At 62.9% G+C, this 21,814-nt stretch carries 27 protein-coding genes; 16 read left to right on the plus strand and 11 right to left on the minus strand.

The window, feature by feature from the left end:
- Nucleotides 1–431: 431 nt before the first annotated feature.
- Complete coding sequence (locus JVX98_RS26805; RefSeq protein WP_043620716.1) at nucleotides 432–1,226, minus strand: response regulator; 795 nt, start codon at nucleotides 1,224–1,226, stop codon at nucleotides 432–434.
- A 154-nt stretch (nucleotides 1,227–1,380) separates the two neighbouring features.
- On the opposite strand from JVX98_RS26805, the gene JVX98_RS26810 reads away from it, so the two are divergent.
- From JVX98_RS26810 to JVX98_RS26820, 3 genes are all read left to right on the plus strand, one after another.
- A complete protein-coding gene (locus JVX98_RS26810) occupies nucleotides 1,381–1,575 on the plus strand; it encodes a NepR family anti-sigma factor (protein ID WP_034794063.1) in 195 nt (64 codons plus the stop codon).
- Between the two features lie 8 nt (nucleotides 1,576–1,583).
- Entirely contained in the window at nucleotides 1,584–2,138 is a 555-nt protein-coding gene (locus tag JVX98_RS26815; RefSeq protein ID WP_043620713.1) for an RNA polymerase sigma factor, read from the plus strand.
- A gap of 198 nt (nucleotides 2,139–2,336) precedes the next feature.
- Nucleotides 2,337–3,839 carry a sensor histidine kinase gene (locus JVX98_RS26820; protein ID WP_205238026.1) on the plus strand — a complete coding sequence of 501 codons (1,503 nt, stop codon included), beginning with the start codon at nucleotides 2,337–2,339 and terminating at the stop codon, nucleotides 3,837–3,839.
- A 112-nt stretch (nucleotides 3,840–3,951) separates the two neighbouring features.
- Here JVX98_RS26820 and JVX98_RS26825 read toward each other — a convergent pair whose 3' ends face one another.
- The 7 genes from JVX98_RS26825 to hemP form a co-directional block, all read right to left on the minus strand.
- Nucleotides 3,952–4,383, minus strand: a complete 432-nt coding sequence (locus JVX98_RS26825; protein ID WP_205238027.1) for a hypothetical protein — start codon at nucleotides 4,381–4,383, stop codon at nucleotides 3,952–3,954.
- Between the two features lie 76 nt (nucleotides 4,384–4,459).
- Nucleotides 4,460–4,828, minus strand: coding sequence for a DUF883 family protein (locus JVX98_RS26830; protein WP_192447043.1), 369 nt, complete (start codon nucleotides 4,826–4,828; stop codon nucleotides 4,460–4,462).
- 176 nt (nucleotides 4,829–5,004) lie between these two features.
- On the minus strand, nucleotides 5,005–5,796 hold the full coding sequence (locus JVX98_RS26835; protein ID WP_205238028.1) for a heme ABC transporter ATP-binding protein: 792 nt from the start codon (nucleotides 5,794–5,796) through the stop codon (nucleotides 5,005–5,007).
- A gap of 8 nt (nucleotides 5,797–5,804) precedes the next feature.
- Nucleotides 5,805–6,923 (minus strand): iron ABC transporter permease, encoded by a 1,119-nt coding sequence (locus JVX98_RS26840; protein ID WP_192447041.1) that lies wholly within the window; start codon nucleotides 6,921–6,923, stop codon nucleotides 5,805–5,807.
- The gene (locus tag JVX98_RS26845; RefSeq protein WP_205238029.1) at nucleotides 6,910–7,860 is read right to left on the minus strand and encodes a hemin ABC transporter substrate-binding protein; all 951 of its coding nucleotides are present in this window, start codon (nucleotides 7,858–7,860) and stop codon (nucleotides 6,910–6,912) included. The genes JVX98_RS26840 and JVX98_RS26845 overlap by 14 nt, the downstream gene beginning before the upstream one ends.
- A gap of 22 nt (nucleotides 7,861–7,882) precedes the next feature.
- Entirely contained in the window at nucleotides 7,883–8,944 is a 1,062-nt protein-coding gene (locus JVX98_RS26850; protein ID WP_205238030.1) for a hemin-degrading factor, read from the minus strand.
- Nucleotides 8,945–8,954: 10 nt separating this feature from the next.
- Nucleotides 8,955–9,134 carry a hemin uptake protein HemP gene (gene hemP / locus JVX98_RS26855; RefSeq protein ID WP_246764956.1) on the minus strand — a complete coding sequence of 60 codons (180 nt, stop codon included), beginning with the start codon at nucleotides 9,132–9,134 and terminating at the stop codon, nucleotides 8,955–8,957.
- 209 nt (nucleotides 9,135–9,343) lie between these two features.
- Between hemP and JVX98_RS26860 the strand changes: the two genes are divergently transcribed.
- The 5 genes from JVX98_RS26860 to JVX98_RS26880 all read left to right on the plus strand — a co-directional run bounded on the left by JVX98_RS26860 (nucleotide 9,344) and on the right by JVX98_RS26880 (nucleotide 12,207).
- Complete coding sequence (locus JVX98_RS26860; protein WP_205239533.1) at nucleotides 9,344–9,781, plus strand: hypothetical protein; 438 nt, start codon at nucleotides 9,344–9,346, stop codon at nucleotides 9,779–9,781.
- Between the two features lie 77 nt (nucleotides 9,782–9,858).
- Nucleotides 9,859–10,764, plus strand: a complete 906-nt coding sequence (locus JVX98_RS26865) for an energy transducer TonB (protein ID WP_205238032.1) — start codon at nucleotides 9,859–9,861, stop codon at nucleotides 10,762–10,764.
- Between the two features lie 201 nt (nucleotides 10,765–10,965).
- On the plus strand, nucleotides 10,966–11,379 hold the full coding sequence (locus tag JVX98_RS26870) for a DUF2325 domain-containing protein (RefSeq protein WP_043620688.1): 414 nt from the start codon (nucleotides 10,966–10,968) through the stop codon (nucleotides 11,377–11,379).
- A 28-nt stretch (nucleotides 11,380–11,407) separates the two neighbouring features.
- On the plus strand, nucleotides 11,408–11,677 hold the full coding sequence (locus JVX98_RS26875; RefSeq protein WP_205238033.1) for a hypothetical protein: 270 nt from the start codon (nucleotides 11,408–11,410) through the stop codon (nucleotides 11,675–11,677).
- A 215-nt stretch (nucleotides 11,678–11,892) separates the two neighbouring features.
- The gene (locus JVX98_RS26880; RefSeq protein ID WP_205238034.1) at nucleotides 11,893–12,207 is read left to right on the plus strand and encodes an antibiotic biosynthesis monooxygenase; all 315 of its coding nucleotides are present in this window, start codon (nucleotides 11,893–11,895) and stop codon (nucleotides 12,205–12,207) included.
- Nucleotides 12,208–12,295: 88 nt separating this feature from the next.
- On the opposite strand, the gene JVX98_RS26885 is transcribed toward JVX98_RS26880, so the two are convergent.
- A complete protein-coding gene (locus JVX98_RS26885) occupies nucleotides 12,296–12,664 on the minus strand; it encodes a DUF423 domain-containing protein (RefSeq protein WP_034794246.1) in 369 nt (122 codons plus the stop codon).
- A 2-nt stretch (nucleotides 12,665–12,666) separates the two neighbouring features.
- Nucleotides 12,667–13,059: a globin gene (locus tag JVX98_RS26890; protein WP_192447034.1), complete on the minus strand. Its 393-nt coding sequence runs from the start codon at nucleotides 13,057–13,059 to the stop codon at nucleotides 12,667–12,669.
- A 141-nt stretch (nucleotides 13,060–13,200) separates the two neighbouring features.
- On the opposite strand from JVX98_RS26890, the gene JVX98_RS26895 reads away from it, so the two are divergent.
- Both JVX98_RS26895 and JVX98_RS26900 read left to right on the plus strand, forming a co-directional pair.
- Nucleotides 13,201–13,761 carry a TetR/AcrR family transcriptional regulator gene (locus tag JVX98_RS26895; protein ID WP_205238035.1) on the plus strand — a complete coding sequence of 187 codons (561 nt, stop codon included), beginning with the start codon at nucleotides 13,201–13,203 and terminating at the stop codon, nucleotides 13,759–13,761.
- Between the two features lie 120 nt (nucleotides 13,762–13,881).
- Nucleotides 13,882–14,223: an SMR family transporter gene (locus JVX98_RS26900; protein ID WP_192447032.1), complete on the plus strand. Its 342-nt coding sequence runs from the start codon at nucleotides 13,882–13,884 to the stop codon at nucleotides 14,221–14,223.
- Between the two features lie 19 nt (nucleotides 14,224–14,242).
- On the opposite strand, the gene JVX98_RS26905 is transcribed toward JVX98_RS26900, so the two are convergent.
- Nucleotides 14,243–15,265, minus strand: a complete 1,023-nt coding sequence (locus JVX98_RS26905) for a substrate-binding domain-containing protein (RefSeq protein ID WP_043611733.1) — start codon at nucleotides 15,263–15,265, stop codon at nucleotides 14,243–14,245.
- A gap of 362 nt (nucleotides 15,266–15,627) precedes the next feature.
- Between JVX98_RS26905 and JVX98_RS26910 the strand changes: the two genes are divergently transcribed.
- The 6 genes from JVX98_RS26910 (at nucleotide 15,628) to JVX98_RS26935 (ending at nucleotide 21,808) form a co-directional block, all read left to right on the plus strand.
- Entirely contained in the window at nucleotides 15,628–16,890 is a 1,263-nt protein-coding gene (locus JVX98_RS26910; RefSeq protein WP_043611732.1) for an ABC transporter substrate-binding protein, read from the plus strand.
- 115 nt (nucleotides 16,891–17,005) lie between these two features.
- Nucleotides 17,006–17,989, plus strand: a complete 984-nt coding sequence (locus JVX98_RS26915) for a carbohydrate ABC transporter permease (RefSeq protein ID WP_205238036.1) — start codon at nucleotides 17,006–17,008, stop codon at nucleotides 17,987–17,989.
- Nucleotides 17,989–18,819 carry a carbohydrate ABC transporter permease gene (locus JVX98_RS26920; protein WP_205238037.1) on the plus strand — a complete coding sequence of 277 codons (831 nt, stop codon included), beginning with the start codon at nucleotides 17,989–17,991 and terminating at the stop codon, nucleotides 18,817–18,819. Before JVX98_RS26915 ends, JVX98_RS26920 begins: the two co-directional genes overlap by 1 nt.
- An 11-nt stretch (nucleotides 18,820–18,830) precedes the next feature.
- Complete coding sequence (locus JVX98_RS26925; RefSeq protein WP_205238038.1) at nucleotides 18,831–19,859, plus strand: ABC transporter ATP-binding protein; 1,029 nt, start codon at nucleotides 18,831–18,833, stop codon at nucleotides 19,857–19,859.
- Between the two features lie 108 nt (nucleotides 19,860–19,967).
- Entirely contained in the window at nucleotides 19,968–20,759 is a 792-nt protein-coding gene (locus JVX98_RS26930; protein ID WP_192447027.1) for a ThuA domain-containing protein, read from the plus strand.
- A gap of 5 nt (nucleotides 20,760–20,764) precedes the next feature.
- Complete coding sequence (locus JVX98_RS26935) at nucleotides 20,765–21,808, plus strand: Gfo/Idh/MocA family protein (protein WP_192447026.1); 1,044 nt, start codon at nucleotides 20,765–20,767, stop codon at nucleotides 21,806–21,808.
- Nucleotides 21,809–21,814: the final 6 nt, after the last annotated feature.

The following is a 21,814-nucleotide window of genomic DNA, read 5'->3' on the forward strand; positions in this document are numbered from 1 at the left end:
GGGGCCGTGGAACCTTTTTCCGTGTCGCGCATTTTGTTGTTGACCGGACGGTGGCGCTCATAGCCCCCAATGCGGCGCCGGAGGCAGACCGCCGGCCTACAACTCACACTCCCCGAGTGAGTTGCACATACCAGCCAGTGCCTTCCCTCGGCACTGGCTGTTGTGTTTTCAGGGGGCTGTTTCTTGCGAGAAATCTGACAGCATGTGGTGACGCGCGACGGCAACAAGCCGCCGGTCACGGCGCAGGTCCAGAGATGAAATTGCCGATGTCAGGTCAGAGATTTCTCGTCGGGACGTTCCGACAATCTTGCCGAACCAACTCCCGAAACGACCTGCAGCGGCCACACGTCGGAAGACGCGGAGCCGCTGCAGGATCTTGATTGGCTGCATGCCCCCTCGACGTTACAGTCGAGGGAAACATGCAGTCGCGCTCAGGCCGCCGCCTTGGTGGATTCGTTGAAGAACAGAGCCTGGCTGATCAGCGCCTTGACCATGTCCGGATTGAACGGCTTGGTGACCAGGAAGGTCGGTTCCGGCCGTTCGCCGGTCAGGAGCCGCTCCGGGAAGGCGGTGATGAAGATCACCGGAATGGCGCTCGTCTTCAGGATGTCGTTGACCGCGTCGATGCCGGAGCTGCCGTCGGCAAGCTGGATATCGGCAAGCACCATGCTGGGCCGTGTCTTCTTGTAGAGTGCGATTGCTTCGTCACGCGTGCGGGCGATGCCGGTGACGCGATGGCCGAGGCTTTCGACCATCTGTTCGATGTCGATGGCGATCAACGGTTCGTCCTCGATGATCATGATGTCGGTCGCAACCTGGCGCGAGATTTCCTGCGAAGCGCGATCGAGCAGGCCGCCGACCTTGTCGGTGCTGACGTCGAGAACTTCGGCCGCTTCCTCGGGCCGGAAGCCTTCGACCGAGACCAGTAGGAATGCCTGGCGGGCAAGAGGCGAGACGGTTGCCAGATTGATCGATGCGCGCTGCTCCCAGGCAAAGGGTGAGACCGGTTCCGGGACGAGCACGGACGAAGAGCCGAAGAGCGAGGTGAACAGGCGGAACAGGCCAACGCGGTCATTGCTTGCTTCGGGGAAAATCGACGTGTCGGCGATCAGCGCTTCGAGAACGGCGGCCACATAGGCGTCGCCTGATGTCTGCGAGCCGGTCAGCGCGCGTGAATAGCGGCGCAGGTACGGCAGGAGCGGTGCGATCCGCGTGGACAATGTCATAGAGGAACTCCCTCGAAAATCGTTTTACGGTGACGTTGCGAGAACGCTCTTCGTAAAAAAAGGTTCCGCGAGGGAACATTTCAATTTTCAGCGGCGTTATGGCGGCTATGGACAGTTTTGGCGATTACGGACAGTTGAAGGCGACAGTTTGAAAATGAAACATAAAACAGGGGCAGGGCGGACCACCGGCACGACCTTATGGACAGAAGATCCAAATGCGCAAATTGCAGCGAAGCTGAAGGCGCTCTATCAGTCCGTGCAGGAAGAGGCGATACCCGCGCGTTTTCTCGATCTTCTGGAAAAACTCGACGCGGCCGAGCAGCAATCGGCGCTGCAGGGCAGGGAGTGATTACCGGAATGTCATCCGAAAATAATGATTTCAAACGTGAGATGCTGGCCGCGTTGCCGAGCCTTCGCGCCTTCGCCATGTCGTTGATCGGCCGCCACGATCGCGCCGACGACCTGGTCCAGGATACCATCATGAAGGCCTGGGCGAAGCAGGATCACTTCGAGATGGGCACCAACATGAAGGCCTGGCTCTTCACCATCCTGCGCAACGAACTCTATAGCCAGATGCGCAAGCGCGGACGCGAGGTTCAGGACAGCGACGGGCATTTCACCGAGTCTCTCGCCCATCATCCTGAACAATACGGCTCGCTGGACCTGCAGGATTTCCGCAAGGCGCTGGAGATGTTGCCGCCCGACCAGCGTGAAGCGATCATCCTCGTGGGCGCTTCCGGCTTTTCCTACGAGGAAGCGGCCACGATCTGCGGCTGCGCGCTCGGAACGATCAAGAGCCGTGTCAACCGCGCGCGCCAGCGCTTGCAGGACATTCTTCAGGTGAAGGGCGAAAACGACTACGGCCCCGACGAGACGTCGGCCCCGATCACGTCGCGCGCCTTTGTTTCCTGAAGAAAGTTTCGAGCCGGACACCGTTGCAAAAGCGGCGGTGTCCTGCTTTCACTGACGCCTGTGCCCGAGGGGGCAGGCGGGTGGTGGAGGCAGAGCGCAAATCATGACGATTTTGGGTCGATATGCCCAGAACCGAGCGAGATGCGGGTGCAGCCTGCAAGGGCTCCCCAAGCCGCTCAGATTGGGAATTGAGACCGAATGCGCATGAGGACTGAAAGGACAGACCCGCCCGTCATGACGCTGCTCGACGCACCTGAACGTCTGAGCGTCTTGCACGCGACCGTGCCCGACATGGCGGTGCCGGATCGGGACTTCGACGGCATCGTTGAAATTGCGGCCAGTCTCTTCGACGCGCCGATTGCGCTGGTGACCTTGATCGACCGCGAATGGCAGTGGTTCAAAGCGGCCGTCGGAACCACGGAGAGCCGGGCGTCGTCGGAGGAGTCCTTTTGCGTGCAGGTGGCGGCCGAAGCCGACGCCAGTCTCGTCGTGCTCGACGCGTCGACTGATCCGCGGTTCATGCGACGTTCGCGGGTCGTAGGGCCGCCGTTCCTGCGATTTTATGCCGGCGCGCCGATCATGCTCGACGGGCAGGCCGTCGGCACGGTCTGCGTTCTCGACGACAAGCCGCGCGCCGACGTGCCGCAGGCGCTGATGGACCAGCTGAGCCGGCTCGCCGGGCTGGCCGCTTCCCTCTTCAAGATCAAGGACGAAGCGCGCCGGCGCGCGCTGAAAGAGGCGGCGCTGTCACGCGAGGAGCAGCGCCACGCCATGGCGCTCGAAGCGGCGAACATCGGCAGCTGGTTGTGGGATATCCGCTCCGGGGCCATTGCCGGCAACAGCGCGATGAAACGCATGTTCGGCCTGCCGGCCGACAGTTTCGTCGGCGCTCGCGAAATCTTCGGTGCGATCCATATCGACGATCGCGGCGCAACCTTTTCAAAGCTGCGCCAGGCGATGAAGGCCGATGACGAGTACGACGGCATGTTCCGCGTCGGCGACACCGGCCGCTGGCTGCTCGGGCGCGGCCGGGTGCACGATCGCGACAGCAAGGGCAATCCGTTGACGTTCATCGGCGTCACGATCGATGTCACCGACCAGCAGGCGTCGGTACAGCGCACCCGGCTGTTGCTGAAGGAGCTCAATCATCGGGTCAAAAACACGCTCGCGATGCTGCAGTCGCTTGCCCGCCAGACATTGCGCCAGACGAGCGATCCGGCGGAATTCATGACCGCCTTTGCCGGCCGTTTGCAGGCGATCTCCGAAGCACACGGGCTGCTTTCCGATCACGAATGGGGCACGATCCGGCTTGCCGACCTCATCGCCAAGCAGCTGCTGCCGCATGTCAATTGCTATGCCGAGCAGATCGAGATCCACAAGGACGAGATATCGCTCGGGCCTGACCAGGCGGTCGGCCTCGGCCTGGTTCTGCACGAGCTTGCCACCAATGCCGTCAAATACGGGTCGCTTTCGGTGCCGAAGGGGAAGGTGGTTCTGACGGCACGCAACATGATCGAGGATGGCGACAGCGTTCTGCATCTCACCTGGACCGAAGTCGGCGGGCCGCCGGTGCGCGAGCCGAAGCGGCGCGGCTTCGGCTCGATCCTGATCGAGCGCAGCCTCGACAAGGTCTTGGGCAGCTCGGTCAAGGTGGAGTATCTGCCAGCCGGCGTTACCGCGCTTATCCGCCTGCCGCTTTAACGCGTTGATCGCAACCGGGATTGACGCAAGCGCGCAAGGTTCTCGGGCCAGACACCAGCGGTCTTCGGAGCGGGGAAAGTTCGCAACGGGCTGGGAAGCCCGTGCTTGATCGTCAGTCGTCGCGTCGCCGCTCGCGCCGTTTGCCGGTTCCGACCAGTGCCCCGATCGCAAGAGCCGTAGCGACAGCCAGCAGCGGCTGTTTGCGCAGGATGCCCGCGGCGGCAAGCAGTGTCAGGTTGGTTTGCACTTGTCTGCGGCGGCGACGTTCTTCGGCCAGGCGGCGGTCGCGACCTTGCAGCATCGCCATGATGCCGAACAGCACCAGCGCGGTCACGAAAAACGCGATCGCGATCGCGACGGAGGCAGTGACCGGACTGTACACTTCGCTGAGATACAGGAATGTGGCCGCGAGGCCGAAGACATAGGCCGTGCCAAGCAGCAATCCCATGATGCCCCACAGGATCGCGTTGCGTTTCACGCGCGCAGTGGCCGCGCCGATATCGGCGCTCATCAGCGCGGTCAGGGCTGCCGTCAATGGTCCCATGAATTGCCCCCGGTCATCTTCCCCTCGATCTTAGCGGATGGGTGCAACCCATCCGCCTTAACGGCTCGCATCGTCGTCAACGACGAAGAAGCGCGGCGATCGCCAGACCGATCAGGGCGGCGGCGCCGAGGGTTGCAACGGGATGTTCGCGCACAGCGTGCCGAACCTGCTTTTCGGTGCCGGCGTAGCGATCGCGAAGCTCGGCCAGCAGATCTTCACCGCTTGCCAACAGTTCGCTGAGACCGGCTTCGGCCTGCTCGCGGGCGTCCTGCGCCTTGCTGCGGGCCTGCTGGGAAGCGCTCGATCCGCGATCGGCCAAGAGGGCGACGAGGGTCGCCACATCATTGCGCAGTTCGCCCAGTTGTTCCTCGATGGAGATGTCGGCGAGCTTGCCGTTGCTTTTTGTCGAACGCGAGCTCGAACCGGAGAAGAGGCCTGACGCCATGACGAATACTCCCTTTCACACATGCGCCGGCCGCGAACGGTCGGCGCTTCCTGATCAAACCGGCGGGCACAATTGCAGGCCTGCGCCGGCGCTTCGGGAAGACAACGCGCAAGTGCGGAAATTGTTTCGATAAATCTTGGTGTTGGCTCTCGGAAGAATCCGGGCGTGCGCTTGCGTCAGAGCGATGCGGTCTGCGGCAGCACGAAAGGCACGGGTGCGGGCGGCGCCACGCCCACCCGCATGCGGCAGCCGAAGACCGCTTCCATCGTCTCGTCCGTCAGCACCTCGGCAGGCGCGCCGCTGGCGCGGACCTTGCCGGCCTTCATCATCACCATATGGTCGGCGAACATGGCGGTGAGATTGAGGTCGTGCATGACGGCGACCACACCGCCGCCGCGTTCGCAAAAGTTGCGTGCGAGCTGCATGATGCCGAGCTGGTGGCGGATATCGAGGCTGGAAACGGGCTCGTCGAGCAAGAGATAACGCGGCTCGTCATCTGCAACGGGTTCGGAAATCTGGCAAAGCACGCGGGCAAGCTGCACGCGCTGTTGCTCGCCACCGGACAGTTCCTGGTAGAAGCGCCCGGCAAAACCACCGAGATCGACCGCTTCGAGCGCTTCCGCAGCGATCCGGTCGTGCAGCGCCGCGTCGGCGTTTGCGCCTGCGGCAAGTCCGAGCCGGACGACTTCGCGCACCGTGAACGGGAAGGAGATGACGGTCGATTGCGGTAGCACGCCACGCATCGACGCGAGCTCCCAAGGTTTTAGGCCGCGCAGGTCACGGCCGTTGATGCGGATCGTCCCGCCCGCTGGCGCAAGCTCTCCGGAAATGGCCTTCAGCGTCGTGGTCTTGCCGCAGCCGTTCGGGCCGACGATCGCCGTCAGCGCGCCAGGTCGTGCGTCAAGCGAAACGCCGTGGAGGACCGGTCGCCCGCCGAGGCGGACGGAGAGATTGGAAACGTTGATCATGGCTTTGCTCACAATCCCATGTTCGAACGGCCGCGCAGCAGGATCCAGAGGAAGAACGGTGCGCCGATAAAGGCGGTGACGATGCCGATCGGCAACTCCGCCGGGGAAACGATGGTGCGCGCGATCATGTCGGCGAGGATCAGAAGCGTGCCGCCGAGCAGAGCCGAGGCTGGCAGGAGGTAGCGGTGATCGGGACCGATGACGAGGCGCAGCAGATGCGGCACGACGATGCCGACGAAGCCAATGCCGCCGCTGACGGCAACCGACGCGCCGGTCGCCGCAGCAACACTGACGATCGCGACGTTCTTCAGCCGCTGGACGGGAATGCCCATGTGGAAGGCGGCTGCCTCGCCAAGCGTGATCGCGTTGAGGCCGCGGGCAAGAAACGGCGTGACGGCGAGCGAAAGCAGGATGATCGGCGCCGATGCCAGGATCTTCGTCCAGTTGGCACCGGCAAGCGACCCGAGGCCCCAGAAGGTGAGGTCGCGCAACTGCTTGTCGTCTGCCATGAACACCAGCACGCCGGTGACGGCGCCAGTCAGCGCGCCAAGCGCGATGCCGGCCAGAAGCAGGGTGGCGATCGAGGTCTGTCCGCCACGCGTGGCTATGCGGTAGAGCAGAAGCGTCGTGACGAGGCCACCGAAGAAGGCAGCCACGGGCAGCGCGTAGAAGCCGAACAGGGCAAACAGCGGCCCGAAGGTGGCGGTGCCAAGCACGATAAGCAGCACGGCGCCAAGGCTTGCGCCCGAGGAAACGCCGACGAGGCCGGGATCGGCCAAGGGGTTGCGGAACAGTCCCTGCATGACCACGCCGGAAACCGCAAGCGACGCACCGACGAGCATGCCGAGCACGGCGCGCGGCAGCCGGATATCGAGAATGATGATGCGGTCGCGGATGCTCAAGGCCTGATCGGCTTCGCCGATCAGCCAGCGCCAGACATTGGCGAGCGACGCGTCGGCCGCACCGGTCATGATCGAGCCGACGAAGGTGGCGATGGCGACTACCGCGAGGGCGACGACGAGAAGCCGGGCGAGCCGCGAGCGATTGCCCGCACGCCATTCGTCGCGGATATCGGCGGCCAATCCGGTCAGGCGCATGCCGCGGTCCAATGCCTCACTGCGAGGCATTGGCCTTCTTCCCGTAGATGGCGGCATTCAGTTCGCGAACGGCGCTTGCCGTGCGCGGGCCGAAGCCGAGCAGGTGCAGGCCGTCCATGCGCACGAGCGCCTTGTTCTTGGCCGCAGGGGTCAGGCTCAATGCCGGTATGGCGAAGAGCTCTTCCGCCTTGGCGGAGTGTTCGCCACCGCGATCCATCATCAGGATGACGTCGGGCTTGGCTTCGACGATTGCTTCGTCGGTGAGCGCCTTGTAGCCGGGGAAGGTGCCGACGGCGTTCACCGCGCCGGCAAGTTCGATGATGCCGTTGGCGGCGGTACCCTGACCGGAGGCCATGACTTTGCCGCCCTGGGTGCTCAGGATGAAGAGCACGCGCTTGCGCTCGCTGTCTGCACGTGCGGAGCCCTCGGCCACGGCCGCATCGAGATCGGCTTCGACGCTCTTGGCGAGCGTTTCGGCCTTGTCCTCGACGCCGAGGAAGGCGCCAACGGCGCGGATCTTGGCGGGAATGCCGGCCTTGTCGAAGGTCTCGGGCACGCTGGTGAAGGCAATGTTGGCCTCCTTCAGCACGGCCAGCGCCTCCGGCGGGCCGCTACCTTCGACGGCGACGATGGCGCTCGGGTTGACGGCGATGATGCCTTCGGGCGCGAGCTGGCGCATATAGCCGACGTCCGGAAGCGACTTTGCCGCTTCCGGATAGGTGCTGGTGGAATCACGCCCGACGAGACGGCCTTCTTCGCCGAGCGCATAGATGATCTCGGTGACGGCGCCGCCGACCGAAACGACGCGCGAGACGTCGGCCTTCGGCGCGTCCTCGGCCATGGCCGCCCGGATGAAGGCGGGGGCATCGGGTGCCACCGCCGGCAGCAGGAATGTCGCCGAAAGGGCGAAGGCGCCGAGCGCCAGGCCCGAGCGGCGAAGGCGACGGAAGTCGAGACCGTTGATCATCTTGCGTATCCTATTCTCTCGCTCAGGCGGCGACCGTCGTATCGAGGCGCGGCAGGCCCTCGGCGATCGAGCGCCATTCCGGACGCTCCGCCAGGCCCTCTTTGCGCTTGCCGAAGAACTGGATGATCATCTCGCCCTTGGCGTCGAGCGCCTCGATCGAGGTGACATGGCCGTCGGCCGTCGGCTTGCGCACGGCCCAAAGCTCGGCGATGTGGTCGGTGCGCAGGTGCAGGTGGAAGGTCGGATCCATGATGTTGAGCCAGGGGCCCATGGTCGCGATCTTGGCGATCGGGCCGGAATGGATCTGGATCATGCCGCGGTTGCCGACAAAGCACATGATCGGCAGTTCGACTTCGGCGCTCGCCTGCATCATCGCTTCGACGCTCTGCGGATCGAGCTGCCAGGCGAAATCGTCGCCGATGTTGCTCAGCGCCTGGCGGCGACCGATCTTCAGCTTGCGCAGAATGCCGTGGAACTGGTGGGTGTCCGTCATCTTCGTCCAGCGGTCACGCAATTCGACGACGTCGACGACGGTTTCCGGCTTGTCGTCGCTCGGCTGAACGCTGGTGTCGGCGACAAACTCCTGCGTCTGGTCGTCGAGGCGGAAATCCGCGACGATCTTTTCATAGGCCGCGTCGTTCGATGCGGCGCGCAGGTGCACCTTGTGCACGGCGTTGCCCCACTTGTCGAAGAACTGCAGGCTCTTGCGGACTTCGCCCTTGTCGTCCTTCTTCGTCACGGCGAAGGCGTGTGCCCAGGCGCTCGGGAAAACGCGAAGGTCGATCTGCTCGCCAAGCACGATGCTCGCCATCTCGCCGGTGGTGATCTTCTCGTAGACGCCGATCTTTTCGTGAACGGCGCTCTCGTTGCGGGTCAGCGCCATGACTTCGCCGAGTTCCTCGACGCGCGACAGGAAGCGGTTGGCGTCGGCATCGATGCGCACGGCCGTCAGCCCACATTCGGCAGCAACCAGCGCGGCTTCGGAAACGCCGAGCTGGGCTGCGATGTCACGCTCGCGCATCTTCGGGTTTTCGGCGCGGTACGCGCGGATTTCGGAAGGAGTGGGGCGAAGGCTCTCGGTCATTTTCATCTGCCTATTTGTTCAGGATCAGCTTGCCTTGACGGGTGATCTTCATGCGGTAGATCGCGCCGTCGTGGGAAATGAGGATCTCGTTTTCCGTGCCGAAGAGCTCGCGACTTTCGATGATCCTTTGCGCCCGTCCGGTCGGCACCGGAAGCTCCGAGGGGCGTGCGAGATTGTTGTCGTTGGTCACTGTGTTTCGGCCGTTTCGAGTGGGCAGGCCGCGCTGATTTCCCCGCATTTCCCGCCGTGCAATTCGATTACTATCTTGACTTCATTACTCATATTTATTTATGGACGCAATACCGGACTTATAAACTCAAGTTAGTTGCTGCCGGCTTGTGGACAAGGGCGTGCGGCCGGCGTTCGGTGGTGTGCTCGATCCTTTGGAGTGGTGTCGTCATGAAGTTTTCCAGCCTTCCGATTGTTTCCGTTGCTCTTGCGGCTCTCGTTGCCGCAACCGCCGCCAAGGCGCAGGAGACCGCAGCGGCAGGCGGGCTGACGATCGAGCTCAACGAGGTGGCGCCGTCGCAAAAGGGTTGCAAGCTCACCTTCGTTGCCGGCAACGAATTTGCGCAGTCGTTGAGCAAGGTTTCCTTCGAGTTTGTGATCTTCGATCAGAAGGGGCTGGTCGAGCGCATGGCCGTGCTCGATTTCCGCGATCTTCCCGCCGGCAAGACAAAGGTTCGCCAGTTCGATCTGCCCGGCACCAATTGTGATGCGGTGAAGAGCCTGCTGATCAACGATGCGCCGGCCTGTGTCGGCGACGGCGTTCAGCCGGGCGCGTGCATGAGCGGTATCAAGACCGGCTCCAAGTCGGCGGTCGAACTCAAGGGGTGAGCGGGACGGGGCTGAGCGCGTCCGGCAATCCGAGCATGAGGTTTGCGTCGCCCTAGTGCGACGAAGGTAAGGCTGAAATGAAGCGTATCGTCATCTGGACCGGGGCCGCCGTCTTATCGCTTGCAACACATGGCGTCGTGCTCGCGACGCTGTTTGGTGGCAACCCGCCCGAGACGCAACTGGATCTGATCCAGGGCGGCGAAAGCGTCGAAGTGGCGCTCCTTGGCGATGCTTTCGAGGAAACGCTGCAATCGGGCGAAGTGTCCGATGTCGTCGAGCCCACGGAAGATCTGCCCGAGGAGGTTCAGCCCGCCGAGATCCAGCCGGTCGAGGATGTCGCCCCCACGCAGGAGATCGCCGCGGAGCAGCCCCACGATCTGACGGCGACCGAGGCGGACGTGATCCTGCCGGCCGAGGAAATGCCTACCCTGCAGGTTGCCGAGGCGGTGGTGACGGCGAGCGTCGCGCCGGTCGAGACCGTCGTGCCGGAAGAAAAGCCCGAGGAGCCGCAGAAGGAAAAGGTCGAAAAACCGGAGCCGAAGAAGGAGCCGGTGAAAAAGAAGAAGGTGACCCGCAAGAAAGCGGGCGACCAGGGGGAGCAGGCGCAGAACCAGGTCAAGGGCAAGCAGGACGGCCAGGAGAACGGCAGTTCGTCCGCAGCAAATGGCAACAGCCGCGCGTCCGAGGTCGGCAACGCCAACATGGAGAATTACGGCGGCAAGATCCGCAAGCGGATCACGCGCCGGTTCAAGGTTCCGGCCGCCGCACGACGCGACGGTGTATCCGGCACGGCGACCGTTCGCTTCACGCTGACGTCGAATGGAAACCTGACGGGCGTCAGCCTCGCGAGCAGTTCCGGCTCGTCGGCGATCGATGAGGCTGCCATCGATGCGGTCCGCCGTGCTGCGCCATTCCCGGCGTTTCCGGCCGGATCGCCAAGCTCCAAATCCTTCATCGTGCCGATGGTTGCAAGCGTCCGCTGATCTTCTCCCCTTGTGGCAGAATTCGCGCAGAAGCTGTAAGAAAAAATATGATTAGAAAACTCATGTTTATACTTTACTCTGTTTATCAAGTTTAATAGGTTGCCCTCGTCACGCAGCCGAAAGGTGTGTGTCGAGAGGATTTCCCGATGCGACCGGCTGCCTGACGAGGGCCCCGTCGCGCGACAAGGCGGAGAAGATTGCATGCGCGGCAAGCGTCACCAGAATGCGGCGAAGAACGGCAAGGGTCGCTCCGGTTCGGAACCGGTCGAGCCCCGCCAGGAGGCCGGCAAGGCGACGCTCGAAGGGCGCAGCTTCCTCTATGTCGGCGGCCGTGATTGCCAGGTGGCGCACTTGCGCGAAATCGCCAGCTCCTTCGGCGCCGAACTGCTGCACCACGATGGCGGCCTGCGCGAGGCCGTATCGCGCATCGACCGCGTGTTGCCGTCCGTCGACTGTGTCTTCTGCCCGATCGACTGCATCAGCCACGACGCATGTCTTCGCGTGAAGACCGGCTGCAAGAAGTGGGGCAAGGCCTTCGTGCCGCTGCGTAACGGCTCGAAGTCGAGCCTGGAGCGCGCGCTTCAGGACCTGACCACCAGCCGCAACGAGCGGTAATCCTCCCAAGACCAGACGAGAATTTGCAATGAACGAAGAACGTCCCGACCTCGCGATGATGATCGGCTTGCACAAGCTGGCCGCCCAGCAGGGCGACGGCCTGGTGCCTGAACTCTACGAGATCCTGACGCGACGGGCGCGCATGGTGGAAGAGAATGCCAACGTCGCGGAGTTCCCCACCTGGCAGGCCCGCCCGCCGGTGCGCGACCCGCTCGGGCTTGCGGAGCCGAAGGAAGGAGCTATCCTCGCCTTTCCCCGGGCCGCCAACGACGCCGCCCGCAAGAAGGAAAGTGCCTAAAAGCAATTCCAGGAAAAGTGCGAAGCGGTTTTCCGTCCGGAGTTGCGTAAGCTAGGAAGCAATTCCAGGAAAAGTGCGAAGCGGTTTTCCGTTCGGGATTGCGTAAGCTAGGAAGCAATTCCAGGAAAAGTGCGAAGCGGTTTTCCGTCCGGGGTGCGTCCGTTCAAAGATTGAGATCCTTTCACCGTTCCGGTGAAAGGGCCGAGGAGACCACGATGTTTGTTGCCATGAACCGTTTCCGTATCGCCATCGGCCATGAAGAGGCTTTTGAGGCAGTGTGGAAGGGGCGGGATTCCAGCCTTTCGGAAATGCCCGGTTTCGTTTCCTTCCACCTCTTGCGCGGCGACAGCGTGCCGGAGGAGGGCTACACGCTCTTCGTCTCGAACTCGGTCTGGAAGGACAGGGATTCGTTTTCCGCCTGGACGAAGTCGGACAACTTCCGCGCGGCGCACAAGAATGCCGGTGAGAACAAGGCGATGTATCTCGGTCCGCCGAAGTTCGAGGGTTTTTCGTCCGTCGAAGGCGCCTGATCCGCGCGCTAGCGCGGAGATATGATCCTGATTTCGCGTGTCATTCGCCTCCCGGATGGATCTCTCCGGCAGGCGAATTGTTTTTGTGTCAGGCCGTTTTTTTCGGCAGGAAGGCGCCGAGCGAAACGGCGAGCCAGCCTGCCATGATCGTCGTGCCGCCAAGCGGAGCGGACATCGGGAAGAGGCCGTGGCCCGCAACATGGCGCATGGCAAGGTCGGCGGAGAACAGCGCCGTGCCGGCCGCGATCAGGAGTGCGGCAACGGCTGCCGTTCGAAAGTGTGGCCAGGCTGCGTAAAGCGCCACCAATGCCGGGGCGTGGGCGAGGCACATCGCCGAAATGCCGGCAAGCAGCCGCGGGTCGTCGCCATGCGAAGCGGCGGCCGCGCTGACAACGCCGGTCAGGCCCATCAAGCCGGCAACAAATAGCGTCGTTGCGCGAAATCCGCTGTGCGACATGGTCATTCCTTGTTTTGCATGTGAAGGGCGAGACGGGTGATCGGGTCGAGGATGATCTGCCTGAGTTTTGGATGCTCGATGGTTTCCTCAAGCGCCCGGGTGAAGCAGAGCAGCCACTCGTCCCGCTCTTGCGGCCCGATCTCGGCGACGAAATGGCGGCGGCGCAGCATCGGATGGCCACGCTTTTCGACGTAGATCGGCGGTCCGCCGAGCCAGCCGGTCAGGTACTCGTAGAACTTCTCTTCGCTGCCGGAGAGGTCGGGCGGATGCACGGCGCGGCAGCGCGCCGCTTCCGGCAGCGTGTCCATCAGCTCGTAGAAGCGGCGCGTCAGCGCGCGAACCGTCGGGTCGCCGCCGATGGCTTCATAGAGGGTCGTGGTTTCCGGTTCCGCCATGGTCTGCGTCCTTCGTTCTGTCGGTCCTAGCGCGCGGCGACCGGGCGAACAACGATTTTCAGGCCGCGGATTTGCGGCGTTTCATCGCGGTCGAACATCGCTTCTCTTGACAAACCGTCCAGACGGTATCTTTATGCGGATATGACCGAAGCTCATCGCCGCAAGAAACAGCCGGAACAGGTGCGTCAGCAATTGCTGGAGGTTGCCGCACGCCTTTCGCACGAGCAGGGGGTGGCCGGCATCACGCTCGACGCCGTGTCGCAGGCGGCCGGGGTCAGCAAGGGCGGGCTGCTGCACCACTTTCCGAACAAGCTCGCGCTTCTCGACGGGCTGTTCGACGATCTGGTGACGCGGTTCGATCGTGAGATCGAGGCGGCGATGGCGCGCGACCCGGCAGAGAAGGGGCGCTTTACCCGCGCCTACATCGACGTCTGCTTCGCGCTCGATCCCGCGACCGAGGTGCCGGGTTGGCGCATGCTGACGATCGCGCTGATTGCCGAGCCGCATCTGAAGAGCCGCTGGCGCGACTGGGTCAGCCGGCGATCGGCGGAGTTTGCGGAAACGGACGGCTCGGTCAGCTGCGTTCTTGCGCGCTTTGCCTGCGACGGTGTGTGGCTCGCGGATCTGATGCAGAGCCACGATCTCGATGCCGAGGCACGGATCGGTCTTGTTGAAAATCTCAAGGCGCTTTCGGCGCAATAGATCACTTCATCGTTTTATCGAAACACTGAAGTGATCTAAGTCTTTGAAATCACGCAGTTCCGGACGGAAAACCGCTTTGCACTTTTCCTGGAACTGCTCTGGTCCGGAATGGAGTCCCCGATGAACCCCGCTATGCTCTATACCGTCCTGGTTGCAGCGATCGTTTTCGAGGTGCTCGGCACCTCGGCGATGCAGGCAGCGCAGCACTTTACGCGGCTGGGGCCGACGGTGATGATGGTGGTCTGCTACGCGATCGCCTTCTTCTTCCTGTCCTACACGCTGCGCTTCATCCCCGTCGGCATCGCCTACGCGGTCTGGAGCGGTCTTGGCATCGTCCTGATTTCGCTCGTCGGCTATTTCGCCTTCGGGCAGAAGCTCGATCTGGCGGCCATCCTCGGTCTCGGCCTGATCATCGCCGGCGTGCTTGTCCTCAACCTCTTTTCCAAGTCGACCTTCCACTGACGTGGCCAGCCGCCGGAGGTCATTTGTCCGGCGGAGGGGGCGCAGTCGATTCCCTGAGGATCAGTTCGACCGGCCAGAGTTCGTGAACCTCTTCGGTCGGCCGGCCTGAGAGAAGCTGCAGCACGAGGTCGGCCGAGCGGGCGCCGGCCGCGCGCATCGAAGAGCGCGTCGCCGAAAGCGACGGCACCATGTTGTCCGCCGTGAGGTAAGGGAAGACGTCGTCATGGGCGATGACCGAGACCTCGCGGCCGATCTCCAGGCCCATGGATCGTGCCGCGCGGTAGATGCCGAGTGCCGTCATCATCGAGCCGGCGACGAAGGCGGTCGGGCGGGGCGTCTGTTCCAGGAACGAGCGCGCGAAGCGGAAACCGAGTTCGTCGGTGAAGTTACCATGGGCGACGAGGCGCGGATCGAAGGGTATGCCGCGCGCCTGAAGCGCGTCGCGATACCCCTTGTCGCGGTGAAGCGAGAACGTGCGGCCCTGCCGGCCGTTGATCATGGCGATGCGGCGGTGGCCGAGATCGATGAGGTGCGAGGTCGCGCGGCGGATCGCGCCCTCGTTGTCGATGTCGAGCCAGGCGTGCGGCACGTCGATATCGGAGCGGCCGTGCACCAGGAAGGGCATGCCGAGCTTGTGGAGCAGGGCGATGCGCTCGTCATTCGGTTCGGGCGAGTGCACGATCACGGCGTCGACGCGGCCGCTGACGGCAAGCCGGCTATAGAGCTGGATTTCGCCCGTGGGGTTCTTGTCGTCCATCGGGCTGACGAGAATGTCGATATCCTCGGTGCCGAGCCGTTCGGCAAGGCCCCCCATGAATTCGGAGAAATGGAACTCGCCGGAGCGGCCCATGACGACGCCGATCGCGCCAGCGCGGCCGGTGGCGAGCCGCACCGCGTTGATGTTCGGGCGATAGCCGAGGCGGGTTGCCTCTTCGGCCACGCGCTTGCGCGTCTTTTCGCTGACTTCGGGGTAACCGCTCAGCGCTCGGCTGACCGTTGTCGGCGAAAGGCCCAGTTGTTGTGCGAACTCCCTCAGCTTCATTCGATATGCGTTTCCTCAGCCTGGCCCGGTCCCAGAAATATACACCTTCGCTGACCGTAACAATCGGTTTGTCGGCGACGTCGGGTGCCGTCAAAGGATGTCAGTTTTACCAAAGCGTTTTCAATTAATGCGAATCCCCTTTGATTTTACGGGGTGCCGTGAGAGACAGAAGAATTTTGTCTTCTTTCGCTATTTATATGAAAAATAACGAATATTTAGGGTTTGTCCACGTTTGAATGACTTTTCTAAGTGTGTGGATTGACAGTTTTTCCATCTTCTGCCAACTTTTTCTGATCCAAACCGCTTTCGAATTTGCCGAGGAGCTTTCGTGCGGTGGAGGGGGAACAGGAGGAGTCGACCCAATGACAACCACGCTCAATGTGCTGAGTTTTTGTGCCGCAATCGTTGTAGCCGGGACGGCTGGCGCCGCCGAGCTTTCGCTCGCCGCCAACACGACCGGCAAGAACGTCCATTTCATTCGCGAACAGCTGGACATTTTCGAGAAGCAGACCGGGCATAAGGTGAGCCTGGTCACCATGCCGCCATCGAGCAGCGAGCAGTTCAGCCAGTACCGGCTGTGGCTTGCCGCCGGAAACAAGGATGTCGACGTCTACCAGACCGATGTCGTCTGGGCGCCGCAACTGGCCGACCAGTTCGTCGATCTGACGGAAGCTGCAAAGGACGTCGTCGGACAGCACTTTCCGTCGATCATCGCCTCGCAGACGGTGAACGGTCGCCTCGTGGCCTTGCCGGTTTTCACCGACGCGCCGGCACTGTTCTATCGCAAGGATCTGCTCGAAAAATACGGCAAGACGCCGCCGAAGACCTGGGACGAGCTGGCGGCGACCGCCAAGGAAATCCAGGAGAAGGAGCGGGCCGCTGGCCAGGCCGATCTCTGGGGCTATGTCTTCCAGGGCAATGCCTATGAAGGCCTGACCTGCAATGCACTCGAATGGGTCAAATCGTCGGGCGGTGGCCAGATCGTCGAGCCGGATGGCACGATCTCGATCAACAACGAGAAGGCGGCTGCAGCGATCGACCGCATCAAGGGATGGGTCGGCACGATCTCGCCGCAGGGCGTGCTTGCCTACCAGGAGGAGGAATCGCGCGGCGTCTGGCAGACCGGCAACTCCGTCTTCATGCGCAACTGGCCCTATGCCTATGCACTCGGCAACGGCGACGACAGCGCGGTGAAGGGCAAGTTCGCCGTCGCACCGCTGCCGACGGCCACCGATGGCGACCAGCCGTCGTCGACGCTTGGCGGCTGGAACGTCGCCGTCTCCAAATATTCCGACGACCAGGAAGCTGCGATTGCGCTCGCCAAGTTCCTGTCGTCGGCCGAGGTGCAGAAGCGCCGGGCAATCGAGCTTTCCAACCTGCCGACGGTTGCAGCACTCTACGACGACGCGGATGTCGCCAAGGCCCAGCCGTTCATGCCGGCCTGGAAGCCGATCTTCGAAAGCGCGGTGCCGCGCCCGTCCGCCGTTACCAAGGTCAAATACAACGAGGTTTCCGCCAAGTTCTGGAACGCGGTGCACAACTCGCTCTCCGGCAACGGTACGGCCGCAGAAAATCTCGAACTGCTCGAAGTCGAACTCACCGAGATGAAGGGCGACAACTGGTGATCCTCCCGGGGGCGAAGGGAGTGCTTGTAGGCCTCCCTTCGCTCCACCGAGCCACCGCCATTCCTCTCCGACCAATCGCTCGGCCGCGCGCCGAATGGCAAAGGTGAGTACAGACATGACCGACCTTTCCGTCGCAGACCCGCCTTCCGCTTTCGGGCAGCAGGCGGGCATCCGCTCCGACCTCAATGCCGAGCGCATCCGCTCGGCCTGGATCTTTCTCGCACCAACGCTTCTGGTGCTGGCACTCGTCGCCGGCTGGCCGCTGATCCGCACCGTCTATTTCAGCTTCACCAATGCGTCGCTGACCAATCTCGAAGGCGCCGAGTTCGTCGGCTTCAAGAATTACCTTTCCTGGATCACGCTGAAGAGCGGGCGCACGGTCTATAACGGCCTGCTTGCCGATCCCGCCTGGTGGAACGCCGTCTGGAACACGCTGAAGTTTTCAGCGCTCTCGGTCACCATCGAGACGGTGCTCGGTCTTGCCGTTGCGCTGGTGCTGAACGCAAACTTCCCGGGCCGTGGACTGGTGCGCGCGGCGATCCTGATCCCCTGGGCGATCCCGACGATCGTCTCCGCCAAGATGTGGGCCTGGATGCTCAACGACCAGTTCGGCATCCTCAACGATCTTCTGCTCGGCCTCGGCCTGATCAGCCAGAAGATCGCCTGGACCGCCAATCCCGAGACCGCGATGATCGCCGTCTTGATCGTCGACGTCTGGAAGACGACGCCCTTCATGGCGCTGCTCATTCTCGCCGGACTGCAGATGGTGCCTTCCGATATCTACGAAGCGGCGAAAATCGATGGCGTGCATCCGCTCAAGGTATTCTGGCGGCTGACGCTGCCCTTGATCCGTCCGGCGCTGATGGTTGCGGTGATCTTCCGCATGCTCGATGCGCTGCGCATCTTCGATCTCATCTATGTGCTGACGCCCAACAACGCCCAGACCAAGACGATGTCGGTACTGGCCCGCGAAAACCTGTTCGACTTCGACAAGTTCGCCTATGGCGCCGCTGCCTCGACGATGCTGTTCCTGATCATCGCGGCGATCACCGTCGCCTACATGTGGTTCGGCCGCGTCAATCTGGAGGGAGAACGCTGATGGTTGCCACCCTTGCCAAGCGCACGGCGTTCTACGCCCTTGTTGCCGCCATCATCATCATCGCCGTCTTCCCGTTCTACTATGCGGTGCTGACGAGCTTCAAATCCGGAACGGCGCTGTTCCGGGTCGACTACTGGCCGACCGAGATCTCTTTTGACAACTATGCGGGCATCGTCACCAGCAGCGGCTTCCTGCGCAACCTTGCCAACTCGCTGATGGTCGCAACGATCGTGGTCTGCGTCTCGCTGCTGCTTGCGGTCACCGCCGCTTACGCCTTGGCGCGGGTGCGGTTTCGTGGACGCGCGCTGCTGCTTCTGACGATCCTGTCGGTGTCGATGTTCCCGCAGATCGCGGTGCTTGCGGGCCTCTTCGAACTGATCCGAGCGGTCGGGATCTTCAACACGCCGTTGGCCCTGATCTTTTCCTACATGATCTTCACCCTGCCCTTCACGGTCTGGGTGCTCACCACCTTCATGCGTGACCTGCCGATCGAGATCGAGGAAGCGGCGATCGTCGATGGCGCCACGCCGTGGGTGATCATCACCCGCGTGTTCATGCCGCTGATGTGGCCGGCGCTGGTGACGACGGGGCTGCTCGCCTTCATCGCCGCCTGGAACGAGTTCCTGTTCGCGCTGACCTTCACGTCATCCGACAGCCAGCGCACCGTGCCGGTCGCGATCGCGCTGCTCTCGGGCAACAGCCAGTACGAAATCCCGTGGGGCAACATCATGGCCGCATCGATCATCGTCACCGTGCCTCTGGTGGTCCTGGTGCTGATCTTCCAGCGGCGGATCATCTCCGGACTCACCGCCGGCGGCGTCAAAGGATAAGGGGGAAAACCATGGCAGAACTTCAATTGCGCAACATCCGCAAGTCCTTCGGCGCCTTCGAGGTGATCAAGGGCGTCAGCATGGACATCCGGGCCGGCGAGTTCATGGTCTTCGTCGGGCCTTCCGGCTGCGGCAAGTCCACGCTGCTGCGGCTGATCGCCGGGCTCGAAGACATCTCATCCGGTACGCTGTCCTTCGACGGGCAGGTGGTCAACCAGCTGACGCCGTCGAAGCGCGGCATCGCGATGGTGTTCCAGTCCTATGCGCTTTACCCGCACATGACCGTGTTCGAGAACATGTCCTTCGGCATGCAGCTTGCCGGCAAGGACAAGGACCAGTGCAAGAAGCGCGTCGAGGCAGCGGCTGAGATGCTGCAGCTGACGCCCTATCTGCAGCGGCTACCCAGGCAGCTCTCGGGCGGCCAGCGCCAGCGCGTGGCGATCGGCCGGGCGATCGTGCGCGATCCCAAGGTCTTTCTCTTCGACGAGCCGCTCTCCAATCTCGATGCGGCGCTGCGCGTTGCCACCCGCATCGAGATCGCCAAGCTGCATCGCAGCATGCACAAGACGACGATGATCTATGTCACCCACGACCAGGTCGAAGCGATGACATTGGCGGATCGCATTTGCGTGCTGCGGGATGGGCTGGTCGAACAGATCGGCACGCCGCTCGAACTCTACGAGAGCCCGAACTCGGTCTTCGTCGCCGGCTTCATCGGTTCGCCGAAGATGAACTTTCTCTCCGGCGCGCTCGCAGCACCCTACGATGCCCACACGATCGGCATCCGGGCCGAGCATCTGGAGATCAAGGCGGCTGATGGCCGGTGGACAGGAACGGTGGTGCATTCCGAAATGCTGGGCTCCGATAGCTACATCTATCTCGATATCGGCGCCGGCGAACCGGTCATCGTCCGGGAGGGCGGCACCTCGCACCACCGGCCTGGCGAGACAATTCACATCTCGCCGCTCGGCGGCAACATCCACCGCTTCGATGCGTCGGGGCAGGCTCTCGGCCGCGTGCCCATGAAAGGGGCTGCCTGACCAGGACCCGATCAAGCTGAAGACACCCAAAGCTTCGGGGTCGCCAATTCCCGGCGGCCCCATCTATCGTAAGACGACAGGCCCGCAACGGGCGAACACGCAAGGAGAATGACCGTGCCTATCAGAACAGTTGTTTGGGGCGAGAATATTCACGAACAGACCAACGAGATCGTCCGCAGCATCTATCCGAACGGGATGCACAACACGATTGCGGCGGCGCTCAACACCGAAGGCGCGATCGAGGCGACGACGGCGACGCTGCAGGAGCCGGAACACGGGCTGAGTGTCGAGCGTCTCGCCAACACCGACGTGCTTATTTGGTGGGGCCACAAGGACCACGGCGCCGTCAGCGACGAGATTGTCGAGCGCGTTGCCAAGCGGGTCTGGGAAGGCATGGGCTTGATCGTGCTCCACTCCGGCCATTTCTCCAAGATCTTCAAGCGGCTGATGGGCACGCCCTGCGCGCTGAAGTGGCGCGAGGCCGGCGAGCGTGAACGCGTCTGGGCGATCAATCCGCGTCATCCGATCGCCGAAGGCATCGACGAGAACTTTGTGCTTGAAAACGAAGAGATGTATGGCGAGCAATTCTCGGTGCCGGAGCCGCTCGAAACCGTGTTCATCTCGTGGTTTGCCGGCGGCGAAGTGTTCCGCTCGGGCCTCACCTGGCGTCGCGGCGCCGGCAACATCTTCTATTTCCGTCCGGGCCACGAGACCTACCCGACCTATCACGACGCCAATGTGCAGAAGGTGCTGCGCAATTCGGTGAAGTGGGCCTACAACGCCGACAACCGCTACACGGCGATCCACGATGCGCCGAACGTACCGGTCGAAAAGGCGTTGGAGCCGATCGTCGAGCGCGGTCCACGGCTGCACCAGGCCGGCGAAGCGGGATACAGGTGAGCATCATGCGTCTTCTCATTGTAGGAACCGGTGGCATGGCGAACAGCCATGCCCAGGCCTTTGCCAAGATCGAAGGCGTCGAGATGGTCGGCGCTGTTGACGTCGATCCCGCACGGGCCAAGGCTTTTGCTGACAAGCACGGCATTGCCGAGACCTTCACCTCGCTCGACGAGGCGATCGCCTGGGGCAAGTTCGATGCAGCAACGAACGTGACGCCGGACAAGGCGCATCACCCGACGACGCTGGCGCTGATCGCTGCCGGCAAGCATGTGCTCTGCGAAAAACCTCTGGCGGAGAACTATGCCAAGGCGTCGGAGATGGCCGAAGCGGCCGAGCGTTCCGGCCTGGTGACGATGGTCAATCTCACCTACCGCAACGTCGCACCGCTGCAGAAGGCACGCGCCATGGTGCTTGCCGGCGATGTCGGCAAGCTGCGGCACCTCGAGGCGTCTTACCTGCAGAGCTGGCTTGTTTCCAAGGCCTGGGGCGACTGGGCGACGGAATCGCAATGGCTGTGGCGGCTTTCGACCAAGCACGGCTCGAACGGCGTGCTCGGTGATGTCGGCATCCATATCCTCGATTTTGCCGGCTATGGCGCGGGCACGGATGCCGCCCGGATCTTCGCGCGGCTGAAGACCTTCGACAAGGCGCCCGGCAACCGCATCGGCGAGTATGACCTCGACGCCAATGACAGCTTTGTCATGACGGCCGAGTTCGGCAACGGCGCCATGGGCGTCGTCCATGCCAGCCGGTGGGCGACCGGGCATCTGAACGAGCTCCGGCTCAGGCTGCACGGTGACAAGGGCGCGCTCGAAGTGGTGCACACGCCTGACGGATCGACGCTGCGCGCCTGCCTCGGCGCCGATGTCGAAACTGCAACATGGCGCGATGTCGACGCCGGCACCGTGCCGACGAACTACGAGCGCTTCGTGGCTGCCGTTCGCAAGGGCAAGACCGAAGAGCCCGGGTTCCGCCATGCCGCGAACCTGCAGAAGGTCCTCGACCTGGCCATGGAGACGGAAGCCGGGCGGCGCGAGCTTGCTGTCTAAAGCGTC

This window comes from Ensifer sp. PDNC004 (assembly GCF_016919405.1).
Classification (GTDB): Bacteria; Pseudomonadota; Alphaproteobacteria; order Rhizobiales; family Rhizobiaceae; genus Ensifer.